Origin of the sequence: Mucilaginibacter conchicola, assembly GCF_003432115.1 — a bacterium.
GTDB lineage: Bacteria > Bacteroidota > Bacteroidia > Sphingobacteriales > Sphingobacteriaceae > Mucilaginibacter > Mucilaginibacter conchicola.
The window spans coordinates 389028-414626 of record NZ_QWDC01000002.1; the positions used below are offsets into that span (position 1 = coordinate 389028).

A 25599-nucleotide genomic window follows, 5' to 3' on the forward strand; every position below is an offset into this window, starting at 1 on the left:
TCTCCTCGTTCCTCGTTCGAAATGACATTTTTATTTTCCTATTTCGATTCCAATCTCCGCTCATCATCATCAGAGGTATCGGGCTGGTCTTTAGCCGGCGGGTTCTTAACCGGTTCAACGGGCTGCTCCTGGCGCTCGTTCTTTTTGGCTACGTTTTCCTGTTTGGGTTCGTCGGCGTTGTATTGCTTATCCTCTTTGCGCACAACAGCTTCATGTCCCGGGTCGGTAGGCTTTTCAGTTGGGGTATCAGATGGCGATGGTTTATCGTGGTCGTTTGCTGGCTTTGTCATACAGTTATAACATCACAGCTATGAAAAGGTTGATTAACTATCCTACTATTCTCCCGGATAAACCAATCCCACCTGCCGCCTTGCCTCGTCGATCATCGCTATCATCTGGCGCGACATTTCATAGCTGATGATGTCGCTTTCGGCTTTGCTGGCTTTTATCAATCCGCAGAAATGCGCTATCTCGTAATTTAACCCGCCTGCGGTGAATGGTTCATCCAGCTCAACCGTGCGGCCATCCAAATAATTGATGGTTGCCTTTGCAGGGTTCCACCAGTTTTTATGGATAGTGATATTGCCGAGCGTGCCGCAAATAAGTGCATCGCCTTTGCCATGCACATCAAAACCGGCGTAGAGCTGTGCGTATCCGCCATCCCGGTGCATGGTCTGGAAAACGCTGAACATATCCAGTTGCGTGCCGTTAAAGCGGCCCATAGCCTGTACGATTTCGGTTTTGCCCAGCCAGTCTATCGCCAAAAAAGCTTCATAAATGCCTATCTGCATCAGGCTGCCGCCTATCAGTTCGTGACTGAAATTAGGATGTGTAGGGTCGATATCCGCCACGGACGAACCTGCCCTTACATAACCAATTTTACCAATGGGATCGGTCAGCAGATAGTCCTTCAGTTTTTGGTAAAGCGGATAGAAGGGCGGTTTCATCCCTTCCATAAAAAGCAGTCGGGTTTCTTTGGCAACGGCCAGCACCTCATCCAGTTGCTTGAGATTAACAGTGGCCGGTTTCTCGCAAAGTACATGCTTGCCCGCCCTTAAAGCTGCAATGCTATACGCGGCATGGCTATCTGGTAACGTAGCGATATACACCGCATCAATATCGCTGGCCAACAACGCTTCGGCACTTTCAAAAGGCTGCCCGCCATGCGCTGCAACAAAAGCAGCTACGCTTTCTGACCTGCGCGAGTAAACGGCAGACAATTTCGCGCCGGGTAATGCTTTTATACCTTCTGCAAAACGCTGAGCAATGCGCCCGCAACCAATGATACCGAATTTTGTCATGAGTCTTTAGTCTGAAGTCCTGAGTCGAAAGTAAGAAGTCGGCGGCAAAATTGCAGCAACAAAAAAGTTCTGAAATGGTAATCATCTCAAGACTTCAGACTAAAGACTTTCGACTTCAGAACTATTTATTCATTTTCAAAAGTATTTCTAACATTGATTCCAGCATATCATGATTGGTATCATCAACACGAAAATTTGAAAAAACAACACGTCCCCTGCCGTCAAACAAATAGTTAGTGGGTGCGCTGTTTATAAACGGCAGATTGCCTTTTGATTGATTTTTGGCATCCATTAATGGTATAAAACTGTAGCCAGCGTTCGCCATAAGAGGCATCACCAACTCGGGATTACTGTTATTGAGGTTTATGCCGAGGTACGCCACCTTGCTGCGGTCGTAGTTTTTCAACACCGATTCAAAGTGCGGAAACTCGGCTTTACAAGGGCTACAGGTAGGAAACCAGAAGGTCAGCAAAACTACTTTGCCTTTAAAATCAGACAACGATACCTTTTTATGATCGGCATAATTCTCTAATGAAAAATCTGTAGGCGCCCACGCTTTAGCTTCCAGTACTCGCTTTACAGAGTTATATATCGCATTACTATCAAGCCCTGCCTTTTGCCCAAGGTTTAGCATTTTATCATAAATGGCCTTTGACGGCGATACCGTATACATGGCCGTGAGCGTATCAATTGCTCTTTGCGTTAGGCCGGCGGCATCATATACTTCGGCCTTGAGCATGGCAAGAACAGGCTCAGCGTTAAACGCGATGGTGGTTGATATGGAGTTACCGATGGTCTCTTTGTCAATAAGCGCGACGGCATCATGCGGGCGGTTTTCTTTCAACGAACGGCGGGTCTCTAAAAAGCTGCGTGCCAATTGCCGGCGCTTCTTCCACAAATCACGGTTTGTTTTGATCTTTAACGACATCTGCAGGGCAACCTCAAAAGCCTTTTCTGCATCAGTAGTTAACAGATCCTGGTAATATTCCACAAAAGCATAGTTTACCCATGGCAGTTGCTCTTTCTTATCCATCTTAAGCAAAGCATCGCAATAAGCTTTACGCTCAGCCTTATTATATGCCGATTGACTGGCGAAGCAAAGTGCAAGGGCTGCCTTTTCAGTATCAGGGAAACGCGCCGCAAGGTCAACCAAAAGTGAGTCAAATTTTATTTGGTCGTCGTTTCTATATGCCCATGCATAATCAAATGCGTATTGCACATTTTTACGGTCTATGCTCTTTGCTTTTTCAGCGTAGCGTTGAGCGGCTTTGGTATTATCAACGCTTAATTCAGCCATATATAAAGCCTGCCATGCAGGTGCAAAGTTGGTATCAATTGTAACAGCTTTTAGCAGGTAGCCTTTACCGGTACTGTCGTTATCATTTAACAAAGCTTTGCCTATTGCATAAGAGATAGCTGCTTTATCCGGATACTTTTTTTGCCAGGCATCATATTGCGGCTTTAGCTGCGATGCTTTGTCAGCAGCAGCTTTAATATATTCTTCATGAACGGAGAGATTGGCGGGCGAGGCCTCTACACGTTTTGCCAATTCTTTCACAGAGGGTGCTTTTACATTCTGCGCATTGGCAAAACAACTTATCAGCAAAAAGCAAAGTATGAAGGCAATAGAGTACCGGGATGTTTTCATAAGGCTTACGGTCAGATAAACTAAATATACGCCATTACACAACCATCTCCAACAAAAAAGCCCCGAATTGATTTGCTCAACTCAGGGCTTTTAACTTTATACTAATGACTTTAGACTATTGATATTGTATGTACAGCGGGTAAGGGCTGTAGCGCGATAATACCTCTTCGGGCGTTAGCATGTGGTGCGGAGCCTTTTTAATGTCATTTTTGTAGAACAGTTTAAAACCTGTGAACTGTACCGGCTCCTGGTTGATAAAGTAGCGGTAAGTGCCGGTTTTAAGGTCTGGTTCGCCCCAGCCGTCCATATCCATTACTACCTGTACCTCGGGGCGCAGTTTAATGTTTTTGTAGTTGGTTACCATCTTTTTAGTAAAACGGTGTACTACCAATATTTTCGGTGGCAGGCCATTCTTTTTAACAATGTTTGCCAGGTAGCCAGATACGTAGTTGATATCATCAGCATCATAAGTACCTATTTTTTTACCCGGCTTGCTACCGTCTTTCATCGAGAACTCAGGGTCCATACCGAAGTGTACCTGTGGCATTTTCAAATATTGTTCAAACAAAGGCAACTCTGCACGGATGTTTGATAGAGCCACTTGCACATCAAGGAAAACAATTGCGTGTGCTTTTTTAGCCAAAGCCAATACGCTATCTATTTGTTTAAACGGCATGCGGTAACGGAACTTACCATCTTTACCACCATCGCCTTGGGCAACTACCGCAATGTAGTGCAGGGCAGGTTGTACCGGTGTTTTAGGATCTGCCTTTTCCCATGCTTTTACTTCGCCTTTTAGCTTGGCAAGCATTTCGTTTGGCGGCAACTCGCCAAGGATACCCATCTTTTTAGAATACAGGTTACCATAGTAAGCCACAACACGTTTAAATGGCAATATAGCGCCACCCAATGGGTATGGCGTACCTTTTACCGGCCAACGGCCACTTGTATCATTATGCGCGTTGAATTTGATCAACGAATCATATTTAGCTTTATCTATCGGCGGGTAGCTCGATTTTACTTCGCTCAGCGTATCTGGCGTTTCGCCTGGTGCTGCCGCTTTTTTTGAAGTATCGGTTGATGATGTACCGCCTTTTTTGTCTTTGCTGCCGCCATCGCCGCAGCTGCTTAACATGGCTACTGACAAACTAAGCAGCAGGCCGGGAATTAAAACGCTTTTGAATTTCATAGGAAGTAGGGGCGAACGCGAGTTCTCTTTATTGTTTAAGTGTTTAATTATTGCTTGATTTTTGGCAATGTAAAGATAAAAATAGCAACCTTATGAGGCTTTGTTTTTGAAAAATTTTCCAAAAACGCCCAACGGCAGCTTAGGGCCTGCGGTAGCCTGCAGGTAAAGCTCGCCAATCTCCAGGTTCTCCACTTTAGGGAACGCACTTTTTATCAGGTTCTGGATAATAACCGATGAGAAACCAAGCGAGTAGGTGTTCAGGATCAGGAAGTGTTCTTCGGGATCTAATAACTGGATCACATCGCTCATCATCTCGTTGATGTTATCTTCCAGTTTCCATTTTTCGCCGTTAGGGCCGTTACCATAAGCCGGCGGGTCTAAGATGATACCGTTGTAGGTTTTGCCGCGTTTAACCTCGCGTTTTACAAACTTAAGGGCATCTTCAACCATCCAGCGGATATCTTTTATACCTGATAGTTCCTGGTTCTCGTTTGCCCAGGTAACCACCTGCTTTATCGAATCTACGTGCGTAGTATCGGCACCGGAAGCCCTTGCAATTAATGATGCACCGCCTGTATAAGCAAAAAGGTTAAGCACCTTTGGGTTGGGCGTGGTAAATTTTTTAATGTTGCCCGAGATATAATCCCAGTTAACCGCCTGCTCGGGGAAGATACCCACATGCTTGAACGAAGTTAAACCCAGGCGGAACTTTATCGCCACATCATCATTCTTGTATTCGATGTGCCAGCGGTCAGGCGTTTGGGGCGATTTCTTTACCCAGTCGCCCGCAGTGGCGCTGCGGCCTTTAAAGCGGATATGGTGCAGGCGCTGCCACTCGCTTTGGTTAAGCGCTTTGCTCCACACAGCCTGCGGCTCGGGGCGAATTAATATGAGGTCACCAAACCGCTCCAGTTTTTCAAAGTCGCCGCAATCTATCAGCTCGTAATCTTTCCAGTGGGTTGGGGTAAGGAGATTGATCATTGTTTATCAGTTGGCAGTTATTAGTTTGCAGTTTGCACAACTCACTTGCCGATTAAGTTAATTGCAAATATAGTTATTAAACTAAAATAGGCTGCTAACTAAACTGATAACGCAGCTTACTGCGAACTGCCCACTGCAAACTGGTAACTAAAGTTTCTCTTTAGCCGCCTGCATAAATTTGCTGGCAAATACAAAGTCATTAAGTTCCTGGTTATCGGTATGGGCAATCTCTTTGTTTGAGCCTTCCCACCACTTTTGGCCCTGGTGCAAGAAAATAATATGATCGCCAATACCCATTACCGAGTTCATATCGTGGGTAACCACAACGGTGGTCATCTGGTATTCAATGGTCAGTTCGGCTATCAGTTCATCAATTAAGATAGATGTTTTTGGATCGAGGCCGGAGTTTGGCTCATCCACAAACAGGTATTTGGGTTCCATAGAAATGGCGCGGGCAATACCCACACGCTTTTTCATACCGCCCGATAGTTCTGCCGGGAATAATTTATTGCGGCCTTTCAGGTTCACGCGTTCTAAACAGAAGTTGGCACGGTCGCGCTTTTCCGCTATTGACTGGTTAGTGAACAGGTTAAGCGGGAACATAATGTTCTCCTCAACCGTCATGCTATCAAACAAAGCCGAGTTCTGGAACAGCATACCTATTTGCGTGCGGATGGGTACGCGCTGTTCAAAATCCATTTCGGTAAAGTTCTCGCCATCAAAAAAAACCTGGCCTTTGGTGGGCTCGTGCAGGCCCACAATACATTTAAGCATAGTGGTTTTACCGGAACCAGAGCCGCCTATGATCAAATTATTCTTTCCCGTTTGGAAAATTGCTGAGATCCCTTTTAGTACCTCGTTCTCGCCAAAGGTTTTAACAATGTCTTTAACTTCGATCATAGCATTAAACGGGTTATAATAAGGTCGGCAAATAAGATCATCACACAGCTGTAAACCACACCACGTGTAGCCGACTGGCCCACTTCAAGTGCGCCACCCGAGGTATAAAAGCCCTGATAAGCGCATATTGAAGCTATCAGGAATCCAAAAACAAAAGCCTTAACCAAGGCTACGCGGATAGTTAAACCATCAAAGCCATCAACCACGCCCGCAACATAATCGGCAGGAGTAATTTCGCTGCCGGCAAGGCAGGCAATGTAACCACCGGTGATACCCAGCGTTATTGATACAATAACCAATACGGGCACCATTGTAATACTGGCTAATATTTTGGGCGATATCAAATAACCCGGCGCGTTAACACCCATTATTTCCAGGGCATCTATCTGCTCGGTTACACGCATGGTGCCAATCTGCGAAGCGAAATTTGAACCTACACGGCCCGCCAGTACCAGTGATGATATGGTGGGGCTAAACTCAAGAATGTTTGAGTCGCGGGAGATCTTACCGGCAATACTTAACGGTACCAGCGGGCTGGCTAACTGAAAGGCTACCTGTATGGTAGTAGCAGCACCAATAAAAACCGATATGATGGCAATAATACCTAATGAGCCTATGCCCACAGATACCATCTCGCGCATTATCTCGGCCCAGTATACTTTAAACTTCTCCGGCCGCTTAAAGCTTAGGCGCAGGAGTAGTATATATTTTCCAAAACTTGTGAACATAGATAGGGTAAAAATCTGCTAAAAATACATTTTTTAATTTAAGCTTTACAGCTAATCGTAATTGCCTTACTTTGAAACTCAAATATCAACACATGAAAAACGCACTTATTACCGGTGCCACTAAGGGCATAGGCCGGGCGGTATCCATCGCTTTTGCTAAACAAGGAATAAACCTGTCAATTTGTTCGCGCAACGAGCAAGAATTATCAGATTTTGCTAAAGAGCTTCAACAAATAAATCCGCAGATAAAAGTTTTTACCACCCTTGCCGACTGCAGTAAGCTTGCCGATGTGAAAAATTTTGCCGTTTTCACCGAGAAAAACATGGGTTTCGTCGACATTATAGTGAACAATGTGGGTATGTACAAGCATGTATCCATACTAAATGATAGTGACGATAGCTTCCAAAAACAGATAGATACTAACCTTATGCCTGCCTATGAACTATACCGTTTCTTCGGTAAACAGATGGTTTCTGTCGGTAAAGGGCATATTTTCAATATATGTTCAGTGGCCTCGTTAAACCCTATAGCAGTGGCCGGGGTGTACAGTGTAACCAAATACGCCTTGCTGGGTCTTAATAAGGTAATGCGGCTCGAAATGCAGGAGCATGGTGTTAAAGTCACCGCAGTGATCCCGGGCTCAACATTAACAGATTCGTGGAAGGGCGTTGAGGTTGACAAAAACACAATGGTACTCCCCGAAGATGTGGCATCGGCAATAACAAATATACTTGGTATGAGCGCCGGCGCCAATGTTGACGAAGTGATCATCAGACCTGCACCGGGCCAGATATAAACACCACTTAATAACTAAATAAAATGGAAAAGAAACTGTATCGCGACGAACAACACAAATCAATTGGTGGGGTTTGCGCAGGCCTGGCTGATTATTTTAACATGGATGTATCTGTTGTTAGATTAATATTTGTTTTGGCCCTGGTATTAAAAGGCGTAGGTTTTATCCCCTACATTATCTTATGGATAGTTTTACCAAAAAAACCTTTCAACTATCAAAATCCGTTTAAACCGGGTGTAAACCCTGCGCCGGGGTACGACCCACGATACAGCCAGCCTTACGGCGATATTAAGGTAGATTACACCGTGCCGCCGGTTAACCAGGCAGGCCAGCCGTTCATGTATCAGCCGCCAAAAAAATCAAACTTTGGGGTGATATTCGGCGCCATACTGATCGTATTAGGCGGTTTGTTCCTGCTGGACAACCTGGATATTATGCCCGATTTTGATTTTGAACAACTTTGGCCGGTAGTATTGGTAGTAGCCGGCTTAGCCGTTATATTTACGGGTAAAAAGAAACCCTGGGAGCACCAGGATGCTTTTCAGCCTGAGAAAAAAGAAGCGGAGTTTAATACAACTACTACCGAGACCGATAACAACAAACAAGACGATAACAACACCTCAACTTTATAAGCCATGAGAAGCGATAAATTAGTACCAGGCCTTATCCTGGTAGGTATAGGAGTAATATTCCTTTTAGATAACTATAACGTAATTAACTTTCATTGGGGAAACCTTTGGCACCTATGGCCGGTATTCCTGATAATGGCAGGTGTAAACCTTGTACTGGCCAACAAAAAAACAGCCTGGGCGAGCGCCATAAAAATTGGTGTGGTAATATTAGGTTTCGGGGTGTTGATATTTGGCCATTTTGAAAACCCATGGTTCTCACCGTTTAACAGGCACTGGCACTTTAATGACCGTGGCTGGAACCATGATAATGACGATGACGACGATGATGATAACGATAGCAGTACCGATACAGCTAAGCACAGCATTACAAAAGTAAACGGCAGCAGCACCTATGCCGAGTCGTTTAAACCAGGCACTGTTGAAGCCCGCCTTGAGGTGAACGGCGGCGGCACGGAGTACATTCTTAAAGATACCACCTCACAGTTGTTTGAAGCCAGCACCAAGGAGTCTTTCAACCGCTTTACCTATAACCACAGCATGGATGGCACTACCCCGGTAGTTGAGCTACGCATGAAAGATAAAAAAGGAAATATACAGTGGGATAGCGACAACACCAACTCTGCCACCATGAAACTGAGTGCTAAACCCGTGTGGAATATCAACATAAAAGCAGGAGCTACTAAGGTTGATTTCGACCTCTCACAATTCCGTGTACGTAATCTTAATGTTAACGGCGGTGCCGGATCATTTGAAGTTAAAATGGGCATGCCGGTAAGTGCAACCAGGGTTGAAGTTGCAACAGGCGTATCTGAGGTAGATATTAAAGTACCAGAGGGTGCAGCAGTACAGATAAAAACCAGCACCGGTTTATCATCTGATAGTTTCCCCGGCTTTACCGATAAAGGTAACAGCACCTACGAAACACCAAACTTTGCCACGGCAGCCAACAAAATGTACATTGTAATGAAAGGTGGCCTGAGTGATTTTAAAGTAAGTCGTTATTAATTATTCTTTGTAAAAAGGCTCCCTGCCGGTTGGCGGGGAGCCTTTTTGTTTTAGACTTTTTCAGCGCATAGTGGACTCACCCGGTCTACGCTACGCTCGACCACCCTCTCTGCTGCAAGCAGCAAAGAGGGTAAAAAAAATGAGCTTACCCTCTTTACGCGCAGCGAAGAGAGGGTCGACAAGCGCCAGCGATGTCGGGGGTGAGTCAACAGTGCGAGCGATTCCCAAAAAGCATCTTTTTATTTACTTTTACTCCCCATGCAAACGCCCGGCAATCCCATCCCCGATCCTACCGAAAGCGATAACTATATCCTGGTTATCAATGGCAAGCCCGAGGGGCCGTTCAGTATTGCCGAATTACGCCAACGCAACATCAAACCCGGCGATTTTGTGAAAACCGATGGGATGATAGATTACAAGGAAGCCCACGAGATACCCGCCCTGCGCGAACTCTTCGGTTTCAAACGCCGGCCGCTGCCGCTGCAATACTTCGGTAGTTTTGATCAGCGCGCTATTGCCGCAGCTATAGACTGGCTACTGATATTTGGCATATTTGTGTTGATGGCTTTCGTAGTAATGATGCTTCTCTACATCTTCATCCCCGGCGAGGAAAATAAAACCTTGCGAGTGGGCATTACCATCGCAATAGTATCATTAACACCTATCGCCAAGTTTATCTACAGCATCAGGATGGAAAGCGGACCAAAACAGAGTACTCTCGGTAAGCAACTGCTCCGTATCCGCGTATGCGATATCTATGGCGACCGCCTTACTACTTCAAAAGCCCTTGTTCGTAACATCGCCAAACTGGTATCAGTAGCTACCCTTTTTGCCGGATATTTCATCTGTTTCTTTAATCCCAAACAACAGTGCCTGCATGATATGATTGCGGATACGCTGACCATTAAGGATAGATTGGATAGTTAGATTTGCGGATATGCAAATTTCAGATGTACAAATAAATTGCCATTCTAAGCTAAAAAATGCGTCATTGCGAGGAACGAAGCAATCTCTACATAAGCAGAGCGGCTCTGTAGCGTTGGGAGATTGCTTCGTTCCTCGCAATTACGCGCGGGTAGTAGCTACACGTATTCAATCCTTACAAATTCACGCCCACCCCAAAAAAGTAATTCCTCAAAGGGGCCGGGTTAAAGTACCGGTTACCTACGGCGTTAAGGTCATTACCCAGGCTGTATTTCTGGTTCAGCAGGTTGTCGGCACCGGCGTAAAGCTCAAGCTTGGTTTTATTGCCGATGTTGGTTTGCCATGATGCTTTGGCTTGCAGCAAATGATACTTAGCTGCATAAACCGTATTAGCATCATTAAGCGGGATAGATGAGGTATAATTATGCTGCACAAAAGCCGAGAATCCCAGAGGCATATTCAGCAATAGTGATGATACCACCACCTCGCGCGGCACGCCGGTTAAGCGGTTGCCCGAGTAGCTGGTGGTTGATACCGTATAATCTCTGAATTTAAACCTGCTGATGGCAACCGAAGTATTAAATTGTAAGCCGCGTATAAAATGGGTGCTGTTACGTTTGATGAGCCAATCGGTAAACGCCAGCTCAAAACCGGGCTGATTGGTACCGCCAGCGTTGATGTAGTATTCGGTTTCGTTAGGGTTTAAGCGACGCACAATAGACTTATCCAGCTTGTAATAAAACACCGACGCATCAAGCATTAAGCTTTCATCATGGTTGCGCAGGCGGAAACCGGTCTCGTAGTTCCAGCCAATTTGTGCCTGCAGTGCAGTGTTAATAATGTTATCCGTAGGTCTTACTTCGGCAGTAGTAGGAGTAGAATAACCACGACTTACTGATGCGCGCCAGATAAAATCGTTAGTGATCTGGTATGACAGGGCCAGTCGCGGCATTAGTACGGCATCAAAATCGCGGGTACTGGTATTGCTCTCATTAAGCGGCTGCAGGTTACGGAATTTATAGCCGTAGTAATTTAAACTCACAGCGGCTTCGGCATGCAGGCGTTTAAAAATATCAGCAGCGTAGCGGGTAAAAAAGAAATGCTGACCGGTGTTTATCCTGTCTATCTTCTGCACTTTTCCTTTCTTGCCGGCATTATTGTCATAGTTACTGATGAGCGAGTTGGTTTGCTGCCACTCCACACCGACGTTCAGCTTCCAGTCGAAGTTTTCCGTTGGGATGGCTGCGAGAGTGAAGTAGCTACGCATACCGTAGGTGTTCTCATCGCGCTGTTCGTAATTGGTGATGAATGGATTGGCAAAATCGACATGGTTGCCGTAAACGGCCAGCACATTACTGATGCGACTACTCAGCCGTGCATCATTCACCAAACCGCCCAAAAGCATTTTGGTGTTGATGCGGATCTTCTGCTGTACAGCTCCCGGCACCGTTGCTGTTGGCAAACGCGCCGACCGCGGATCGGCCTGCATTTGGGCAAAGGTTAAGCTGCCCGGCGTTTGATAATCCAGGTTTGAGTATAAGGCAATGGCCCTTAGTTCGCTGTTTGGAGCATATTTGTAAGCATCACCCGCCTGCAGGTAAATGCGGTGCATACGGCTATTTTGGCGGTAACCGTCATAATTCTGGTACGATTGATTTAGGCTGAAGCGGTTGTTGCCGCTAACTTTTTGCAAGGATACTTTCTGGTGGAATAAGCCGTACGAGCCGCCATTCACACCGGCGTTTAAATAGGTACTGTCCTTTTTATTTACGGGGCTTAGCAAAACCACGCCGCCCGAGTTGGCACCAAACAAACTGCCGTCGGGGCCTTTCAATATCTCAATATGGCGGATGTTGCCGATATCGATGGTATTGAGGTAGGTATTGCCGCCTGCATCGGTAAGGGGTATCTCATCAAAATAGATCTTTACATCGCGCACCCCAAAAGGCGAACGCAGCAAACTGCCGCGGATGCTTAAACGGTAACTCCCCGGCGAACGCTCCTCTGCCCTTATGCCAGGCACGGTATTAAGTGCACTGACAAATGAATTATCGGGCTGTACCCTTAGCTGCGCAGCACCAAGTACGCTAACTGATGCAGGTACGGTAATGGCAGGCTGCTCACTAAGGTAACCACGTACGGTTACTGGTGTTAGACTGCGCACAGTATCCGTATACTGCACCGGTTTTGTTTGGGCTGATGTATTGAGGCTAAAGGTTAAAAATGAGAGTATGCTCAGGTAAAGTTTCGTCATGGCGGTGCTAAGCTAATAAAATAGCTATTTATCGCTATATGGTAGTGGCCATATCTTTTGGTGCCACCGATTATAAAAAGCAATGTCATTTCGAACAAGCGAGAGCGAGGAGAACCGGAACGCAGTGGAGCTCATCGCAGATAAATCTTCTGCGCGAAGAACACTTAAGGCGTAGAAGATTTCTCTTCGTACCTCGTTCGAAATGACAGCATTTTTAAATTTCTCGCAAAGCGCAATTATTTAGCTACACTCACCCGCCATACACGGTTGCTGGCATCATCGGCAACCAGCAGCGAACCATCTTTGGTTACCGCAATACCTACCGGCCTGCCGTAAACTTCTTTCTTATCTGCATTTGCAATAAATCCCGTCAGGAAATCTTCCGGCTTATTGCTTATTTTATTGTTGGCAAAAGGCACAAACAATACTTTATAGCCTGATAGTACAGAGCGGTTCCATGAACCATGCTGGCCAATGAACGCACCATCTTTATATTTAGCCGGGAAAGCCGCAGCATCATAGAACTTTAACCCTAAGGAAGCAGTATGCGGGCCGAGTGACAGATCCGGCACGAGGGTTTTCTTTACCATATCGGGGCGTTTAACTTCCAAACGCGGGTCTTCGTGTTGGCCAAAGTACGCCCATGGCCAACCGTAAAAGCCACCTTCTTTAACACTGGTGAGGTAATCGGGCACCAGGTCGTCCCCAAGGTCGTCGCGCTCGTTAACGGCAGCGTAGAGTGTACCGGTGCCCGGCTGCAGATCTATCCCCGCAGGGTTGCGTAAGCCACTCGCATATACACGTTCGCCGCTGCCATCGGGGTTTATCTCCAGGATATCAGCACGGCGTTTTTCCACGTCCAGTCCGTGCTCGGCAACGTTGGTACCCGAGCCTACTGCTACGTAGATCTTACTACCATCGGCATTAGCGTGAATGTTACGTGTCCAGTGGTTGTTATAGCCACCCGCAGGTAGCGATAATATCATTTTGCCGGGTGCGGTTATTTTATCCTGGCCCGGCTTATAGTCATACTTCCAAAGGCCATCAGTATTAGCTACGTAAAACGAGTTGCCGAGGATAAGCATCCCGTAAGGTTGATTCAGTTTATCAAGGAACACGCCGCGGAAATCTATCTTGCCATCGCCGTCGGTATCGCGCAGCAAAGTGATCTGGTTGGCACTCTTACCTAAATTTTGCGATGCGGCAATGCCCAGCACTTTGGCACCCAGTTTTTTTACGCCGCGGGCTTCGGTGTTGGCTTCGGATATGAAGATATCGCCGTTAGCGGCTACATAAATATTACGTGGGTTTTTTAATGAATCGGCAAACAAACTTACCTTAAACCCAGCAGGGGCAACAGGCGTTTTGCCGGCAGGCCAACCTATCACGTTGCAATAATTTTTAACAGCCTTGGTCTCATAAGGTGCCGGTAACTTTACTTCCTGCTCAGTGGTGGCCACGCTATCGGCCTTAGCCGGATCGGGCTTTTTTTGCTCACATGCAGTAAGCAGCAAAGTTGCAGCAGCAATATAGGTAAATTGGTATTTCATGGCAGATTTTTAGTTAAATTAATAACATTTTAATTAATGTTTTTGTTTGATAATTATCCGTCCCATAACCTATTATGCCCGGGGCGCTTGTAAATGCGGTGCGCTAAGTTTATATTTGATTTAGTCGTCTGCCGGCTGCACCAATGCAAACCTTTTACAAACTTGCGTTAATTACGCTATTTCTTGCATTTATTGTTAAAGCAAAGGCCCAAAGCCTTGGCGACCCCGTTGTGAACGAGGATTTTGGCCACGGTACAGCTTATTCGCCGGTTGGGCCGGCGCTCTCAGGTACTTTAACAGATATGCCGTCAGGCAGTGCCACAGCCAGGTGCCCGGCCGATGGTGCCTATCTTATCCTTAATACTTCATCCAATTGCTTTGGCGATACTTTTAAAACCATCAATTTTGACCATAGCGATACCAACCCCTATGGTTACCTGATGATGGTTAACGGCAATAACAAGCCCGTAGCTTACTATCACCGGCAAATTAGCGGCAGCAGCTTTTGTGCAGGTGCAAAGTATAAGTTTGCTGCGTTTATCACTAATATCTACATCGGCATGCCCCGCCCCGATGGTTATGTTAATCCAAGTATCCGCTTCATCGTAAAATCGGTAAGTACAGGGGCGGTGCTGGCAAACCAGGCAATGTCAATAACATCGGATAGCTTTAATGAATTTTTTGTAGACTTTAATGCTCCTGTTGATGGCAGTGATGTAATGATTATCCTTGAAAACAATGCGCTAACAGGCACCGTTGGTAATGATTTTGCCATGGATGATATTACCGTTAAACCCTACGGGCCTGTGATAGATGCCGGGCTAAATACTACTACCGGCCCCAAAAGCATTATGCATTGTTTAAACGATGGTGGCAAAGTTTATATACTGAAAGCTTTTGCGCACAGCCTTGCCACGCCGCAATATCAATGGCAATTTAATTTTAATAAGCAGGGCTGGTTAGATATGCCCGGGAAAACTTCTGCCACGCTTACCTTAGCCGCCGAGTTTCAGAACCCGCCGAGGGGCAAATACGAGTTTAGGGTTGGCGTGCTGAGCGCGCCGGGTGTTTCTAAAAACTGCCAAACATTTTCAGAGCCTATATCAATTACAGTAGAGAGGAACCCTGTTTATGATATGCCGCCTATCACCGGTTTTTGCGAGGGCGATGTTTTATCCATAAATGCCGAAGGCGGCTCTGATTATTACTGGACATTGCCTGATGGTTCGCACTCTACAGCGCACAGGCTTGATGTTGCCTTAAGTGCCGATAAAAGTTATGAAGGCACGTATGTGGTAACCATATCAAAAGATGGCTGCTCTATAACCACCCAAACCGAAGTTAGGGTGTACCCGCCGTTTAACCCCATAATAATGGATACCCAACCCGTTATATGCCAAGGCGAAAGCGTGCAGATAGGCGTAAACGAAGGCACTACTTTTAAATGGACACCATCAACCGGGTTAGACCATGACGATGTGGCAAAACCAATTGCCAGCCCATCAGTAACTACCGAATATACTTTAGCTGTTAGCAACGGTGGCTGTGTGAGGGAACGAAGCGTAAAAGTTACCGTATTAGACAGGCCCGTTGCCAATGCAGGCCCCGACCTGGGTATGGAAGAAGATAAGCCGATAAAGTTGCAGGGATCTGCCAAAGGTAGCCAGATAACCTATTTCTGGACTCCATCTGATGATATGAAAGACCCAACATCGCTTACACCAACCATTAACCCGCATGATGATGTTGTTTACACTTTGCATGTGCAATCGCCGTTATGTGGCGAGGTACAGGACCAGGTAAAGGTAAAAGTGTTTAAAAAACTGGTTATCCCAAACAGCTTCTCGCCCAATGCCGATGGCGTTAACGATATATGGCGCATTGAAAAACTGAACACCTACCCCGAGAGTGTGCTAACTGTTTACACTCGCAGCGGGGAGGAGGTATTCCGCACGGTTGGGGATGCCAGGCAATGGAATGGTAACTATGGCAATAAACAGTTACCGCCCGGCACTTATTATTACCTTATCGACCGTAAAAACAATCTTTCAAAACTCTCCGGCTGGGTGTTGCTGATCCGCTGATCATAAAAACGTTACATAAGGCATGCTCAACTTTGCAAAAAAGGTATATTTTTGATGCCTGCCGTTTTACGGCTTTCCCTATGCAATTGAATTTTAGGCTGTTATTATTCCTGTGCCTGCTGTTATGCAGCAAAGCCCGGGCGCAAACACCAACCGGTAGTTTGGGCGACCCTGTTGTACAGGAAGATTTTGGCTCGGGCGGTTCGCCTCATTACCCTACCACCTCTTACCTTTACATTGGTGGTAGCTGCCCCGCCTCGGGCTATTACGCGCTCGCAAAAACCGAAGGCGGCTGCCATGATACCTGGCATACTTTAACCAAAGATCACACAGGCAATGATGGCTACATGATGATCATAGATGCCTCTACAGAACCGGGGCTGTTCTACAGCCAGGAAACGCCGCCTCTATTATGTAGCGGTACCACTTATGAGTTTTCTGCCTATGTTAAAAACCTGGTATTGCCTGCATACGCCGGTTCGCACTCTAAACCCGATCTTACTTTTAAAATTGAGACCACTGACGGCGTACAGATAGGCCAATCTATTAACACCGGGCCAATTTATGAAACAGCCGACCCTAACTACTGGCAAAAAGTATCAACCATAGTAACTATCCCACCCGGCATTGATGCCGTTGTGGTTAAAATATTTAATAACGCCAACGGTTTAGTTGGTAACGACCTTGTGCTTGATGATATCGCTTTTAGAGCTTACGGCCCGGTGGTGCAGGCCAATTTTGATGGCGCAACTACCGTAACCACCCAACAGGATTTGTGTGTAGGCTCTGCGGCTACCTACGATATTAAAGCGGTGCCTGATGGAGCAACAGCAAATACCAGGTACCAATGGCAGCGTAATTTTAATGATGGTGCGGGCTGGGTAGATATGCCTGGCGAAGAATCTGTTAATTTACATATTGAGTTCACTAACGCGCAAGTTGGCGATTACCAGTACCGCCTGGGTACAGCCGAGGGCGATAAGATCTCATCAATGCATTGCCGCGTGTATTCTAACACGGTTGATGTAAAAGTGAGCAGTTACCCCAACCCACCGCAATTACATGATACACCTATTTGCGAGGGCGATAAGCTGGTATTAACCGCGGCCGGCGGCGCTAACTATAAATGGACGGGGCCAAACTTACCCGCAGCAGGTGCATTTGTAAATCCCTTAGTGGTTGATAATGTAACTTTTGCTGATGCCGGCGAATATCATGTTGATGTGATATCTGCCGCAGGTTGTATAACGCCGCAAACGGTAAACGTAACTGTTACCGAGAGGCCCGTAGTAACAGCATCAGCTGCAGAAACCACAATATGCGAAGGCAGCGGCACCTCATTAGCATCTACCGCACCGGGTGCCATAAAATTCAGTTGGTTGCCTGCAGCCGGGTTATCAGATCCAAACTCGCCTGCCCCCTTTGCGTCACCTGCTGAGACAACTACCTATACGCTTACCGCAACCAATGCCAATGGTTGCGATAATACCGCAGAAGTTACAATAACCGTTAACAAAATACCGGTTGTAAGCGCCGGAAGTAATAAAGCTATTTTTGAAGGACAATCGGTGGTATTAGATGGCAGCATCACCGGCGATATTACCGGCTTTAGCTGGAGCCCTGTAACAAATATGGAAAATGCAGGTTCGCTTACGCCAAAGGTAACACCAACTGATGATATTACTTATACGCTAAACGCAACATCAGCCACTTGCGGCCCGGTTCAGAAAACTGTTTTTGTGCGGGTGTATAAAAAAGTGGTGGTGCGCAACTCATTTTCGCCCAATAGCGATGGAGTTAATGATCTCTGGAATATAGAGGCCTTGTTTACCTACCCCGAAAGCACCACCGCTGTTTACGACCGTAACGGTAAACAGGTATTTTTTAGCAGGGGTTACAGCACGCCTTGGGATGGCAAATTAAATGGCACCAATTTGCCGGTGGGTACATACTACTATGTCATCGACCTGAAAAACGGCACGGCGCCTTTAAAAGGCTGGGTACTGTTGATGAGGTAGGTCTCACTTAAAATTTGATGAACTTTTCTATCTGCTCGTTGGTGTATTTCAGCGTATCTTCTTTAATAAGGTTACCATCAGCATCCATCTCGGTACGAATGGATGGGATGTGAAGCTTTAAGGGCATTACATGCAGGTTAAGATAATGGCATACGCCGGTAAAATGATCTATCCCCCTAATGTTACCATACCTGCCTGATGACAGGCCAACCAACGCTGCCTTCTTATCATAAAAGCTTTGCGGAAAGCTGCAGGCATCCACAAAAACCTTTAATACCCCCGGAAAACTGCCGTTGTACTCGGGAATAATGAACAGGAATTTTTCAGTAGCGGCAATCATCTCCTGTATTGGTGTAAAAGCCTCGCTACGTTTGCCATAAAGGTCTGTTTCAATTAAACTGCCGGGCAAGTCGAGCAACGAGAAAAGATTGGTCTCCAATCCTTTTGCAGCTAATTGTTTCTGGTAGTATTGGGCCAATTTTAAAGTTGAACTTCCGGGGCGGTTTGTTGATGCTATGATGGTGACCATTTTTTGTCATAGAATAGAGATTTGTGATTGGAGATTAGCTTCTATTGCGATTGGATCTTTCACATATTGCTGTAAATAAATTACATGCAAGTTTAATCTCTATTCTCCAATCTCTAATCTCCCAACCCCAAATATGTTTGTAAGTTGGCAAAACTGTTAATTTCTCAATAGTTTTAATCCGTATCTTTAGCGGCGGATTAAAAAACAGTACAAACATAAAAATTTCTGTTCCTGTTTTTCGTTGATAATAAACCGCAGATTATATAATTTTTTGGAGATACAGAATGAGTAAAATTATTGCATTAGCCAATCAGAAAGGTGGCGTTGGAAAAACTACATCATCTATAAATCTTGCAGCGAGCCTGGCCGTATTGGAATTTAAAACCTTATTGGTTGATGCCGATCCGCAGGCCAACTCAACCTCTGGCATAGGTTTCGACCCCCGCAATATCAAAAACAGTATATATGAGTGCATCATCAATGATATAAATCCTCATGATGCTATTCAGAAAACAGATACCCCAAACCTTGATCTGCTGCCTGCCCATATTGACCTGGTAGGTGCCGAGATAGAGATGATAAATATGGAAAGCCGCGAATACAAAATGAAAGCGGTTTTAGACAGCGTACGTGATGAGTATGATTTCATCATTATTGACTGTTCTCCATCCCTGGGTTTGATCACCATTAACGCGTTAACCGCTGCCGATTCGGTTATTATCCCGGTACAGTGCGAGTATTTTGCGTTAGAGGGCTTGGGTAAATTGTTAAATACTATCAAAATTGTACAATCGCGCTTAAATACGCAGTTGGCAGTTGAGGGTATATTGTTAACTATGTACGATGTAAGGCTTCGCCTGTCAAACCAGGTGGTTGATGAGGTACGCACTCACTTTGAAGATATGGTGTTTGATACCATTATACAGCGTAACACCCGCTTAAGCGAGGCGCCAAGCTTTGGCGTATCAGTAATTATGCATGATGCAAACTGCAAAGGCGCGGTGAATTACCTTAACCTTGCCCGCGAGATCATCCGCAAGAACGGTTTGGTTAAAGACGAAGAAATGGCTACTACCGTAACCGCTTAATTTAATTTATGAGTAACGAGAAAAGAAACGCTTTGGGTAAAGGCCTTAGTGCTTTATTGAATGATACCCCGAGCGTACTTCCTAATAAAAATAACGAAGCAAGGCAGAGCGTACCACGCCCTGTATCAGAGGTGGATAGCCTTGGCTCTATCAACGAGATAAAGATAAGCGAGATCGAGGTTAACCCTTTTCAGCCACGTACCGAGTTTGACGAGCAGGCACTGGCAGATCTTTCTGCATCTATTAAACTGCAAGGATTAATACAGCCTATCACCGTGCGCAAAATGAGCGCGCATGCTTACCAATTGATATCAGGCGAGCGCAGGTTACGTGCATCAAAACTGGCGGGCTTAACCCAGATACCGGCTTACATACGCACAGCCAATGACCAGCAAATGCTGGAGATGGCACTAATAGAGAACATCCAGCGCGAAAACCTCAATGCTATTGAGGTAGCCCTCAGCTTTCAGCGCATGATAGACGAATGTAGCCTTAAGCAGGAAGAACTTGGCGATCGCGTAAGCAAAAACCGCTCTACCGTTACCAACTATTTAAGGTTATTAAAATTACCGCCAAGCATACAAGCATCTCTGCGCGATAACGAGATAAGCATGGGCCACGCCAAAGCTTTATTAGCTGTTGAAGACCCTGCTGCACAGCTATACATCCATCAACAGATCATCAAGAACGAGCTATCGGTACGCAAGGCCGAGGAGTTGGTTCGCGAGATACAAAAAGCACCTGTTAAAAAAGAAGGTAAACAACCCGAGGAGCTTTCTTACCAGCTTAAAAAGGTGCAAGACGATCTGGCTTCAAAATTCAGCACCAAGGTGCGTTTAAAAGTTAACAGCCAGGGCAATGGATCGATAGAAATACCGTTCTTATCCGAAGACGATCTGGGCCGTATATTGGAAATGCTGGATTGGTAACCAACATCACATGATCAAGAAACTTTTTGCTACCGTATTTTTCCTGGGGTTTGTAACACTTGCCACGGCCCAAACAGCCGATACGGTGGCAGCAAAAGTTAATGCCGATACTATACCCAAAGCTAACCCTAAGCAAGAGGCATTTAAACCCAAGATAAAGAAAGAGCCAACCTACCACCCTGATAGTACGCACAGCCCAAGCCTTGCTGTAAAACGATCGTTATTTATACCGGGATGGGGGCAATTGTACAATAAAAAAGGTGCCTGGTGGAAAATACCTGCCATCTACGCAGGCTTAGGTGCCCTGGGGTATTCTATCGTTGATAGTCATAAAAATTACCAGATGTTTTTGGCGCTTACGCGCATCAAAAACACGGGCAAACCCTTAGAGGACTTTAAGCCAGGCGATAGGTATTACGCCGAATCTCAAAAATACGCAACGGAAGTAGAACGATACGCCAGCGTTAATGCCACCCAATTACAGGAAGCTGCAAGTAATTATCAGCGTAACTTCCAGATCAGTATTTTAAGTGTATTATTGGTTTGGGGTGTACAAACGGTTGAAGCATATATCGAGGCTAAATTCATCAGCTCATATACGGTTGACGATAACCTATCATTTAAAATAAGCCCGGCCCTTATTAATCAGCCCATGTACGCAGCAACATCAATGGGTTCTTATATTCCCGGATTAAAAGTTACTTTTGCCCTATAAACACTTACACAGATGAAGATAGCACTGTTAGGCTATGGCAAAATGGGCAAAATGATTGAGCAAATTGCCCTAAGCCGCCAGCACGAAATAGTCCTGAAAATTGACCGGGATAATACCGACGAATTAACCGCCGAAAACCTGCAGAAGGCAGATGTAGCTATCGAATTCAGTACACCATCAACAGTATTAAGTAATATTGAGCTTTGCTTTAGTGCAGGTGTGCCTATAGTTGTGGGCACCACCGGCTGGCATAACGAGATGGAGCAAATAAAAGAGCAATGCGAGTTTAACAAAGCATCGCTTATTTATGGCACTAATTTTAGCGTAGGTGTAAACATCTTTTTCCACGTAAATAAACTGCTGGCCCGTATCATGAACAACTACCCGTACTACGAGGTACAGGTAGAGGAGATACACCATACCCAGAAGCTCGATTCGCCAAGCGGTACGGCCATAACCATAGCCGAAGGTATAATTGATAGCCTTGATGCCAAGCAAAACTGGAAAAATGTTTTGGTAGGCGATGACCATCCTAATACCGAAGTTACCCCGGCAAACGAAGTACTGATAGAATCGTTACGTATCGAGAGCGTACCGGGTACCCATACCGTAATTTACGATTCTGAGGTTGATACCATAGAGTTTAAGCATACTGCCCACAACCGTAACGGCTTTGCCCTGGGTGCGGTACTTGCTGCCGAATGGATAAAAGATAAAAAAGGCTTCCACTCTATTGAGGAGATGTTTGATTTTAATAAGTAGTAATATATCTTGCTGCACAATACATAAATAATGAACTGGAAATTCTGGAGAAAGAAAAAAGATAAAGGCAAAAAGAAAAGCGCCGGCCGCGAGTGGACCGAAGCCATCATTTTTGCTGTTGTTGCCGCTACGCTTATCCGTACGCTTTTTATTGAGGCTTACACCATCCCAACACCTTCAATGGAGCGCTCTTTGCTGGTTGGCGATTTTCTATTTGTGAGCAAGGTTAACTATGGCGCCCGCACGCCTATTACACCTATATCATTCCCGTTTGCGCACCATACCATGCCTATTATTGGCACCAAAGCTTATTGGGACGGTGTTAAACTGCCTTACTACCGCCTGCCTGGTTTAGGCGATGTTAAGAAAGGCGATGTGGTGGTATTTAACTACCCTATGGAAGCCGATTCGCCGTACTTTAGGCCGGTTGATAAACGCGAAAATTATATTAAACGTTGCCAGGGAGCGCCCGGTGATACCGTAAGGTTGATAAACGCGCAGGTTTATGTAAACGGTAAAGCCGCACCAAACCCACCGGGCGAGCAGATTGATTATAACGTTGATACAAAAGGGGTTGCTATAAACCCCGAGGTGTTTGCTGATCTTGGCGTATCAACCTACGATGGTGCGCTGCCAACCATGACCAATGATGTGGCTAAACAGGTACGAGGCATTAGCGGGGTAAAATCGGTTACCCCAAATGTTAAACAACCCGGCATTGCCGATCCGTTTTATCCTGTATTCCCGGCGGCTTATCCAAAATATAAGCTAAGCCCTAAAAACAAAGATTTTGATTGGAACGTAGATAACTTTGGCCCTATTATTATCCCTAAAAAAGGATGGACGGTTACCTTAGATAGCCTTACCATGCCGGTTTACGGCCGCGCCATTGAGGTGTACGAAGGCAACAAACTGAGGATAGAGAACGGCAAAGTATTTATTAATGACAAAGAGGCCACCACCTATACCTTTAAAATGAACTACTACTGGATGATGGGCGATAACCGCCACGACTCTGCCGACTCGCGCTACTGGGGTTTTGTACCAGAGGACCACATTGTGGGCAAGGCGCTATTTGTTTGGATGAGCTGGGACGATAACGCATCCTTCTTCCACAAGATACGTTGGAGCCGGTTGTTTATGGGTATCCACTAAGAATTTAAAGGCCCCGCTGTTGCAGCGGGGCCTTTTTTATTGCACTTAACACCATGTCATTTCAAACGATAGTGAGAAATCCTGTTATTAATACTAAGTGGCCACTTGTCTTATCCAACAAGATTTATCTTCGATGAGCTCCACTTTCGTTACGGTTCTCCTTGCTGTCGCCCGTTCGAAATGACATGGGGCTTAGGGTCGTGCATCCATCATCCACATTCCCGTTAAATATTGTTAATTATCAGCGATAAACTTTTACCTTTATAACTGGTTTGTTAATTTCGCAAACTGAGCGTTAGATGCGGCTGTCTCGATACCCACATCTCATATCTCACATCTAAAAACGGCACATGGAAGAATTTGAAGCAAGCGCATCGGCAAGAAAAACCAAAACGATATACATTTCAACCGTATTTGGTATTGCTATGGTTTTACTGATGGTTGGCCTTTTAGGGCTGATATTGGTACACGCCAATAACCTATCGCGCTATGTAAAAGAAAACATCGTGCTCAACATCTTCATGGATGACTCAGCCCACGAGACCGATGTACTACAGCTGCAAAAAACACTGGATACTAACCCCATGGTTAAGCAAACCCAGTATGTGAGTAAAGAGCTTGCTGCACGCAACCTGCAAAAAGACCTTGGCGAAGATTTCGTGAAGTTTTTGGGCTATAACCCGCTTTCGCAATCATTAGATATTTACCTGAAGGCCGATTACGCTAACAACGCCGGCATCGATAAATTTAAAGCCGACCTGCTGAAAAACAAACTGGTTAAAGAGGTTAAATACCAGCAATCGCTGGTTGACCAGATGAACTCTAACATCACCTCTATCAGCCTAATCATCGTAGTTTTCGCGGGTATATTTGTGGTACTGTCAGTTGCGCTGATCAATAACACTATCCGTTTAGCAATCTACTCGCAACGCTTTTTAATCAAATCTATGCAGTTGGTAGGCGCAACAAAAGGATTCATTCGCAAACCTTTCTTGCTTTACGGTTTATGGCATGGCCTGCTGGGCGCACTAATAGCTATTGTGATATTGGTAGGCACCCTGTACTTTGCCAACCAGCAAATACCAGACCTTGTGATACTACAAAACCCCGTAGAATTTGGCTTTGTGTTTATAGCCGTAATAGCTATCGGCATATTTATCTCGGGTTTTAGCACGTTCCTGGCAGTTAACAAATTTTTACGTTTAAAAATATACGATCTATACAGATAATCATTGAGTCATTGGATCATTGAGTCATTAGTATTTGCAACCTTTGCTCATTCAATCCCTCACTCATTCACTCATTAAAAAGATGGCATTAAGAGAAACAAAAACAACAGGTAAAGCCGCAACACCTGCGGCTAAAACTACAGAAGCACCTGTTAATACTATACCTGTGCAATTTGTGTTCAGCAAGGATAATTACATGTGGTTAATCATCAGCATTGCTGTAGTAGCTTTAGGTTTTGTGCTGATGAGCGGCACTACCGATATTTACAGCACCACTAAAATTGTTATTGCCCCAATAGTGGTATTGGCCGGTTTCGGCTTAGGTTTTTACGCTATCCTTAAGAAGCCTGCCGCTAAGTAATGAACATTATACACGTAATAGTCCTTGCCATAATTGAAGGGCTAACCGAGTTTTTGCCGGTATCATCAACCGGCCACATGATCATCGCTTCATCTGTAATGGGTATTGCCGCTAACGATTTTGTTAAGCTATTTACCATTGCTATACAGTTGGGCGCTATTCTTTCGGTTATCGTGTTATACTGGAAACGCTTTTTCCAGACCCTCGATTTTTACTTTAAGCTGCTTGTTGCTTTTATCCCTGCTGCGGTTTTCGGTTTGCTGTTCAGTAAAAAAATAGATGAGCTTTTAGAGAGCGCGCTTACCGTAGGGATTACCCTTTTTATAGGCGGTATAATCTTACTGTTTGTAGACAAATGGTTCAATCAACCCGCGGTTAAGGAAGAAAAAGCAGTTGATTATCCAACAGCTTTTAAAATAGGCCTGTTCCAGTGTTTGGCCATGATACCGGGCACATCCCGCTCGGCTGCTACCATTGTAGGTGGTATGGCACAAAAGCTTAGCCGTAAGGCGGCTGCAGAGTTCTCCTTCTTTTTGGCAGTGCCTACCATGTTCGCCGCTACAGCCAAAAAACTTTACGATTTCTATAAAGAGGGCCACACCTTCACCGGTGATGAGATCAAACTATTAGCTATCGGTAACGCCATTGCTTTCATCGTGGCTTTATTAGCTATTAAAACGTTTATCACTTTTCTTGAGAAACGCGGCTTTAAGCTGTTTGGCTGGTACCGCATATTAGTTGGCGGCGTTATCATCATCCTGTACATGACCGGGCACAACCTCGAGATCATATAATCACCCAGTTTTATCTTCCTGATTTT

At 45.4% G+C, this 25599-nt stretch carries 24 protein-coding genes; 14 read left to right on the plus strand and 10 right to left on the minus strand.

All coding sequences use genetic code 11. From position 1 onward, the window contains the following. Nucleotides 1-38: 38 nt before the first annotated feature. The 7 genes from D0C36_RS11400 to D0C36_RS11430 form a co-directional block, all read right to left on the minus strand. Nucleotides 39-290 carry a hypothetical protein gene (locus tag D0C36_RS11400; protein WP_117391757.1) on the minus strand — a complete coding sequence of 84 codons (252 nt, stop codon included), beginning with the start codon at nt 288-290 and terminating at the stop codon, nt 39-41. A gap of 45 nt (nt 291-335) precedes the next feature. Then, on the minus strand, nt 336-1301 hold the full coding sequence (locus D0C36_RS11405; RefSeq protein WP_117391758.1) for a Gfo/Idh/MocA family protein: 966 nt from the start codon (nt 1299-1301) through the stop codon (nt 336-338). A 121-nt stretch (nt 1302-1422) separates the two neighbouring features. After that, a complete protein-coding gene (locus D0C36_RS11410; protein WP_117391759.1) occupies nt 1423-2949 on the minus strand; it encodes a TlpA disulfide reductase family protein in 1527 nt (508 codons plus the stop codon). A gap of 115 nt (nt 2950-3064) precedes the next feature. Beyond that, the gene (locus D0C36_RS11415) at nt 3065-4138 is read right to left on the minus strand and encodes a hypothetical protein (protein WP_117391760.1); all 1074 of its coding nucleotides are present in this window, start codon (nt 4136-4138) and stop codon (nt 3065-3067) included. 90 nt (nt 4139-4228) lie between these two features. Continuing rightward, nucleotides 4229-5119 carry a class I SAM-dependent methyltransferase gene (locus D0C36_RS11420; protein ID WP_117391761.1) on the minus strand — a complete coding sequence of 297 codons (891 nt, stop codon included), beginning with the start codon at nt 5117-5119 and terminating at the stop codon, nt 4229-4231. 147 nt (nt 5120-5266) lie between these two features. Beyond that, entirely contained in the window at nt 5267-6019 is a 753-nt protein-coding gene (locus D0C36_RS11425; RefSeq protein ID WP_117391762.1) for an ABC transporter ATP-binding protein, read from the minus strand. Then, nucleotides 6016-6747 carry an MlaE family ABC transporter permease gene (locus D0C36_RS11430; RefSeq protein WP_117391763.1) on the minus strand — a complete coding sequence of 244 codons (732 nt, stop codon included), beginning with the start codon at nt 6745-6747 and terminating at the stop codon, nt 6016-6018. Before D0C36_RS11430 ends, D0C36_RS11425 begins: the two co-directional genes overlap by 4 nt. Before the next feature lie 92 nt (nt 6748-6839). On the opposite strand from D0C36_RS11430, the gene D0C36_RS11435 reads away from it, so the two are divergent. The 4 genes from D0C36_RS11435 to D0C36_RS11450 all read left to right on the plus strand — a co-directional run bounded on the left by D0C36_RS11435 (nt 6840) and on the right by D0C36_RS11450 (nt 10108). Beyond that, a complete protein-coding gene (locus D0C36_RS11435) occupies nt 6840-7544 on the plus strand; it encodes an SDR family oxidoreductase (RefSeq protein WP_117391764.1) in 705 nt (234 codons plus the stop codon). Between the two features lie 23 nt (nt 7545-7567). Continuing rightward, on the plus strand, nt 7568-8176 hold the full coding sequence (locus tag D0C36_RS11440; protein WP_117391765.1) for a PspC domain-containing protein: 609 nt from the start codon (nt 7568-7570) through the stop codon (nt 8174-8176). Nucleotides 8177-8179: 3 nt separating this feature from the next. Continuing rightward, nucleotides 8180-9181 carry a LiaI-LiaF-like domain-containing protein gene (locus D0C36_RS11445; protein WP_117391766.1) on the plus strand — a complete coding sequence of 334 codons (1002 nt, stop codon included), beginning with the start codon at nt 8180-8182 and terminating at the stop codon, nt 9179-9181. 258 nt (nt 9182-9439) lie between these two features. Beyond that, nucleotides 9440-10108, plus strand: a complete 669-nt coding sequence (locus D0C36_RS11450; protein WP_117391767.1) for an RDD family protein — start codon at nt 9440-9442, stop codon at nt 10106-10108. Nucleotides 10109-10280: 172 nt separating this feature from the next. Here the strand turns inward: D0C36_RS11450 and D0C36_RS11455 are convergent, their stop codons facing one another. Further along, nucleotides 10281-12359, minus strand: a complete 2079-nt coding sequence (locus D0C36_RS11455) for a TonB-dependent receptor (RefSeq protein ID WP_117391768.1) — start codon at nt 12357-12359, stop codon at nt 10281-10283. A 236-nt stretch (nt 12360-12595) separates the two neighbouring features. After that, entirely contained in the window at nt 12596-13909 is a 1314-nt protein-coding gene (locus D0C36_RS11460; protein WP_117391769.1) for a PQQ-dependent sugar dehydrogenase, read from the minus strand. A 143-nt stretch (nt 13910-14052) separates the two neighbouring features. Between D0C36_RS11460 and D0C36_RS11465 the strand changes: the two genes are divergently transcribed. Beyond that, the gene (locus D0C36_RS11465) at nt 14053-15993 is read left to right on the plus strand and encodes a gliding motility-associated C-terminal domain-containing protein (RefSeq protein ID WP_117391770.1); all 1941 of its coding nucleotides are present in this window, start codon (nt 14053-14055) and stop codon (nt 15991-15993) included. A gap of 80 nt (nt 15994-16073) precedes the next feature. Further along, a complete protein-coding gene (locus D0C36_RS11470; protein ID WP_117391771.1) occupies nt 16074-18011 on the plus strand; it encodes a T9SS type B sorting domain-containing protein in 1938 nt (645 codons plus the stop codon). 7 nt (nt 18012-18018) lie between these two features. Here the strand turns inward: D0C36_RS11470 and D0C36_RS11475 are convergent, their stop codons facing one another. After that, nucleotides 18019-18540: an NADPH-dependent FMN reductase gene (locus D0C36_RS11475; RefSeq protein ID WP_117391772.1), complete on the minus strand. Its 522-nt coding sequence runs from the start codon at nt 18538-18540 to the stop codon at nt 18019-18021. A 284-nt stretch (nt 18541-18824) separates the two neighbouring features. Here D0C36_RS11475 and D0C36_RS11480 point away from each other — a divergent pair, with 284 nt between their 5' ends. The 8 genes from D0C36_RS11480 (at nt 18825) to D0C36_RS11515 (ending at nt 25573) form a co-directional block, all read left to right on the plus strand. Further along, nucleotides 18825-19628, plus strand: a complete 804-nt coding sequence (locus D0C36_RS11480) for a ParA family protein (RefSeq protein WP_117391773.1) — start codon at nt 18825-18827, stop codon at nt 19626-19628. 8 nt (nt 19629-19636) lie between these two features. Next, nucleotides 19637-20557: a ParB/RepB/Spo0J family partition protein gene (locus tag D0C36_RS11485; RefSeq protein WP_117391774.1), complete on the plus strand. Its 921-nt coding sequence runs from the start codon at nt 19637-19639 to the stop codon at nt 20555-20557. Nucleotides 20558-20567: 10 nt separating this feature from the next. Then, nucleotides 20568-21272, plus strand: coding sequence for a DUF5683 domain-containing protein (locus D0C36_RS11490; RefSeq protein ID WP_117391775.1), 705 nt, complete (start codon nt 20568-20570; stop codon nt 21270-21272). Between the two features lie 12 nt (nt 21273-21284). Beyond that, complete coding sequence (gene dapB, locus D0C36_RS11495) at nt 21285-22034, plus strand: 4-hydroxy-tetrahydrodipicolinate reductase (RefSeq protein WP_117391776.1); 750 nt, start codon at nt 21285-21287, stop codon at nt 22032-22034. Nucleotides 22035-22064: 30 nt separating this feature from the next. Next, nucleotides 22065-23189: a signal peptidase I gene (gene lepB / locus D0C36_RS11500; protein ID WP_117391777.1), complete on the plus strand. Its 1125-nt coding sequence runs from the start codon at nt 22065-22067 to the stop codon at nt 23187-23189. A gap of 350 nt (nt 23190-23539) precedes the next feature. Continuing rightward, on the plus strand, nt 23540-24418 hold the full coding sequence (locus D0C36_RS11505) for a cell division protein FtsX (protein WP_117391778.1): 879 nt from the start codon (nt 23540-23542) through the stop codon (nt 24416-24418). Nucleotides 24419-24500: 82 nt separating this feature from the next. Then, nucleotides 24501-24779 carry a DUF3098 domain-containing protein gene (locus tag D0C36_RS11510; protein ID WP_117391779.1) on the plus strand — a complete coding sequence of 93 codons (279 nt, stop codon included), beginning with the start codon at nt 24501-24503 and terminating at the stop codon, nt 24777-24779. Then, complete coding sequence (locus tag D0C36_RS11515) at nt 24779-25573, plus strand: undecaprenyl-diphosphate phosphatase (RefSeq protein ID WP_117391780.1); 795 nt, start codon at nt 24779-24781, stop codon at nt 25571-25573. Before D0C36_RS11510 ends, D0C36_RS11515 begins: the two co-directional genes overlap by 1 nt. Nucleotides 25574-25599 lie beyond the last annotated feature (26 nt).

Bases quoted from the DNA above. Each gene is read 5' to 3' on its own strand.
- dapB (WP_117391776.1), top strand. From the start codon at position 21,285: ATGAAGATAGCACTGTTAGGCTATGGCAAAATGGGCAAAATGATTGAG.
- D0C36_RS11485 (WP_117391774.1), top strand. From the start codon at position 19,637: ATGAGTAACGAGAAAAGAAACGCTTTGGGTAAAGGCCTTAGTGCTTTA.
- D0C36_RS11400 (WP_117391757.1), bottom strand. From the start codon at position 290: ATGACAAAGCCAGCAAACGACCACGATAAACCATCGCCATCTGATACC.
- D0C36_RS11475 (WP_117391772.1), bottom strand. From the start codon at position 18,540: ATGGTCACCATCATAGCATCAACAAACCGCCCCGGAAGTTCAACTTTA.
- lepB (WP_117391777.1), top strand. From the start codon at position 22,065: ATGAACTGGAAATTCTGGAGAAAGAAAAAAGATAAAGGCAAAAAGAAA.
- D0C36_RS11460 (WP_117391769.1), bottom strand. From the start codon at position 13,909: ATGAAATACCAATTTACCTATATTGCTGCTGCAACTTTGCTGCTTACT.
- D0C36_RS11440 (WP_117391765.1), top strand. From the start codon at position 7,568: ATGGAAAAGAAACTGTATCGCGACGAACAACACAAATCAATTGGTGGG.
- D0C36_RS11430 (WP_117391763.1), bottom strand. From the start codon at position 6,747: ATGTTCACAAGTTTTGGAAAATATATACTACTCCTGCGCCTAAGCTTT.
- D0C36_RS11455 (WP_117391768.1), bottom strand. From the start codon at position 12,359: ATGACGAAACTTTACCTGAGCATACTCTCATTTTTAACCTTTAGCCTC.
- D0C36_RS11420 (WP_117391761.1), bottom strand. From the start codon at position 5,119: ATGATCAATCTCCTTACCCCAACCCACTGGAAAGATTACGAGCTGATA.
- D0C36_RS11410 (WP_117391759.1), bottom strand. From the start codon at position 2,949: ATGAAAACATCCCGGTACTCTATTGCCTTCATACTTTGCTTTTTGCTG.
- D0C36_RS11405 (WP_117391758.1), bottom strand. From the start codon at position 1,301: ATGACAAAATTCGGTATCATTGGTTGCGGGCGCATTGCTCAGCGTTTT.
- D0C36_RS11480 (WP_117391773.1), top strand. From the start codon at position 18,825: ATGAGTAAAATTATTGCATTAGCCAATCAGAAAGGTGGCGTTGGAAAA.
- D0C36_RS11505 (WP_117391778.1), top strand. From the start codon at position 23,540: ATGGAAGAATTTGAAGCAAGCGCATCGGCAAGAAAAACCAAAACGATA.
- D0C36_RS11445 (WP_117391766.1), top strand. From the start codon at position 8,180: ATGAGAAGCGATAAATTAGTACCAGGCCTTATCCTGGTAGGTATAGGA.
- D0C36_RS11470 (WP_117391771.1), top strand. From the start codon at position 16,074: ATGCAATTGAATTTTAGGCTGTTATTATTCCTGTGCCTGCTGTTATGC.
- D0C36_RS11490 (WP_117391775.1), top strand. From the start codon at position 20,568: ATGATCAAGAAACTTTTTGCTACCGTATTTTTCCTGGGGTTTGTAACA.
- D0C36_RS11415 (WP_117391760.1), bottom strand. From the start codon at position 4,138: ATGAAATTCAAAAGCGTTTTAATTCCCGGCCTGCTGCTTAGTTTGTCA.
- D0C36_RS11435 (WP_117391764.1), top strand. From the start codon at position 6,840: ATGAAAAACGCACTTATTACCGGTGCCACTAAGGGCATAGGCCGGGCG.
- D0C36_RS11450 (WP_117391767.1), top strand. From the start codon at position 9,440: ATGCAAACGCCCGGCAATCCCATCCCCGATCCTACCGAAAGCGATAAC.
- D0C36_RS11510 (WP_117391779.1), top strand. From the start codon at position 24,501: ATGGCATTAAGAGAAACAAAAACAACAGGTAAAGCCGCAACACCTGCG.
- D0C36_RS11425 (WP_117391762.1), bottom strand. From the start codon at position 6,019: ATGATCGAAGTTAAAGACATTGTTAAAACCTTTGGCGAGAACGAGGTA.
- D0C36_RS11465 (WP_117391770.1), top strand. From the start codon at position 14,053: ATGCAAACCTTTTACAAACTTGCGTTAATTACGCTATTTCTTGCATTT.
- D0C36_RS11515 (WP_117391780.1), top strand. From the start codon at position 24,779: ATGAACATTATACACGTAATAGTCCTTGCCATAATTGAAGGGCTAACC.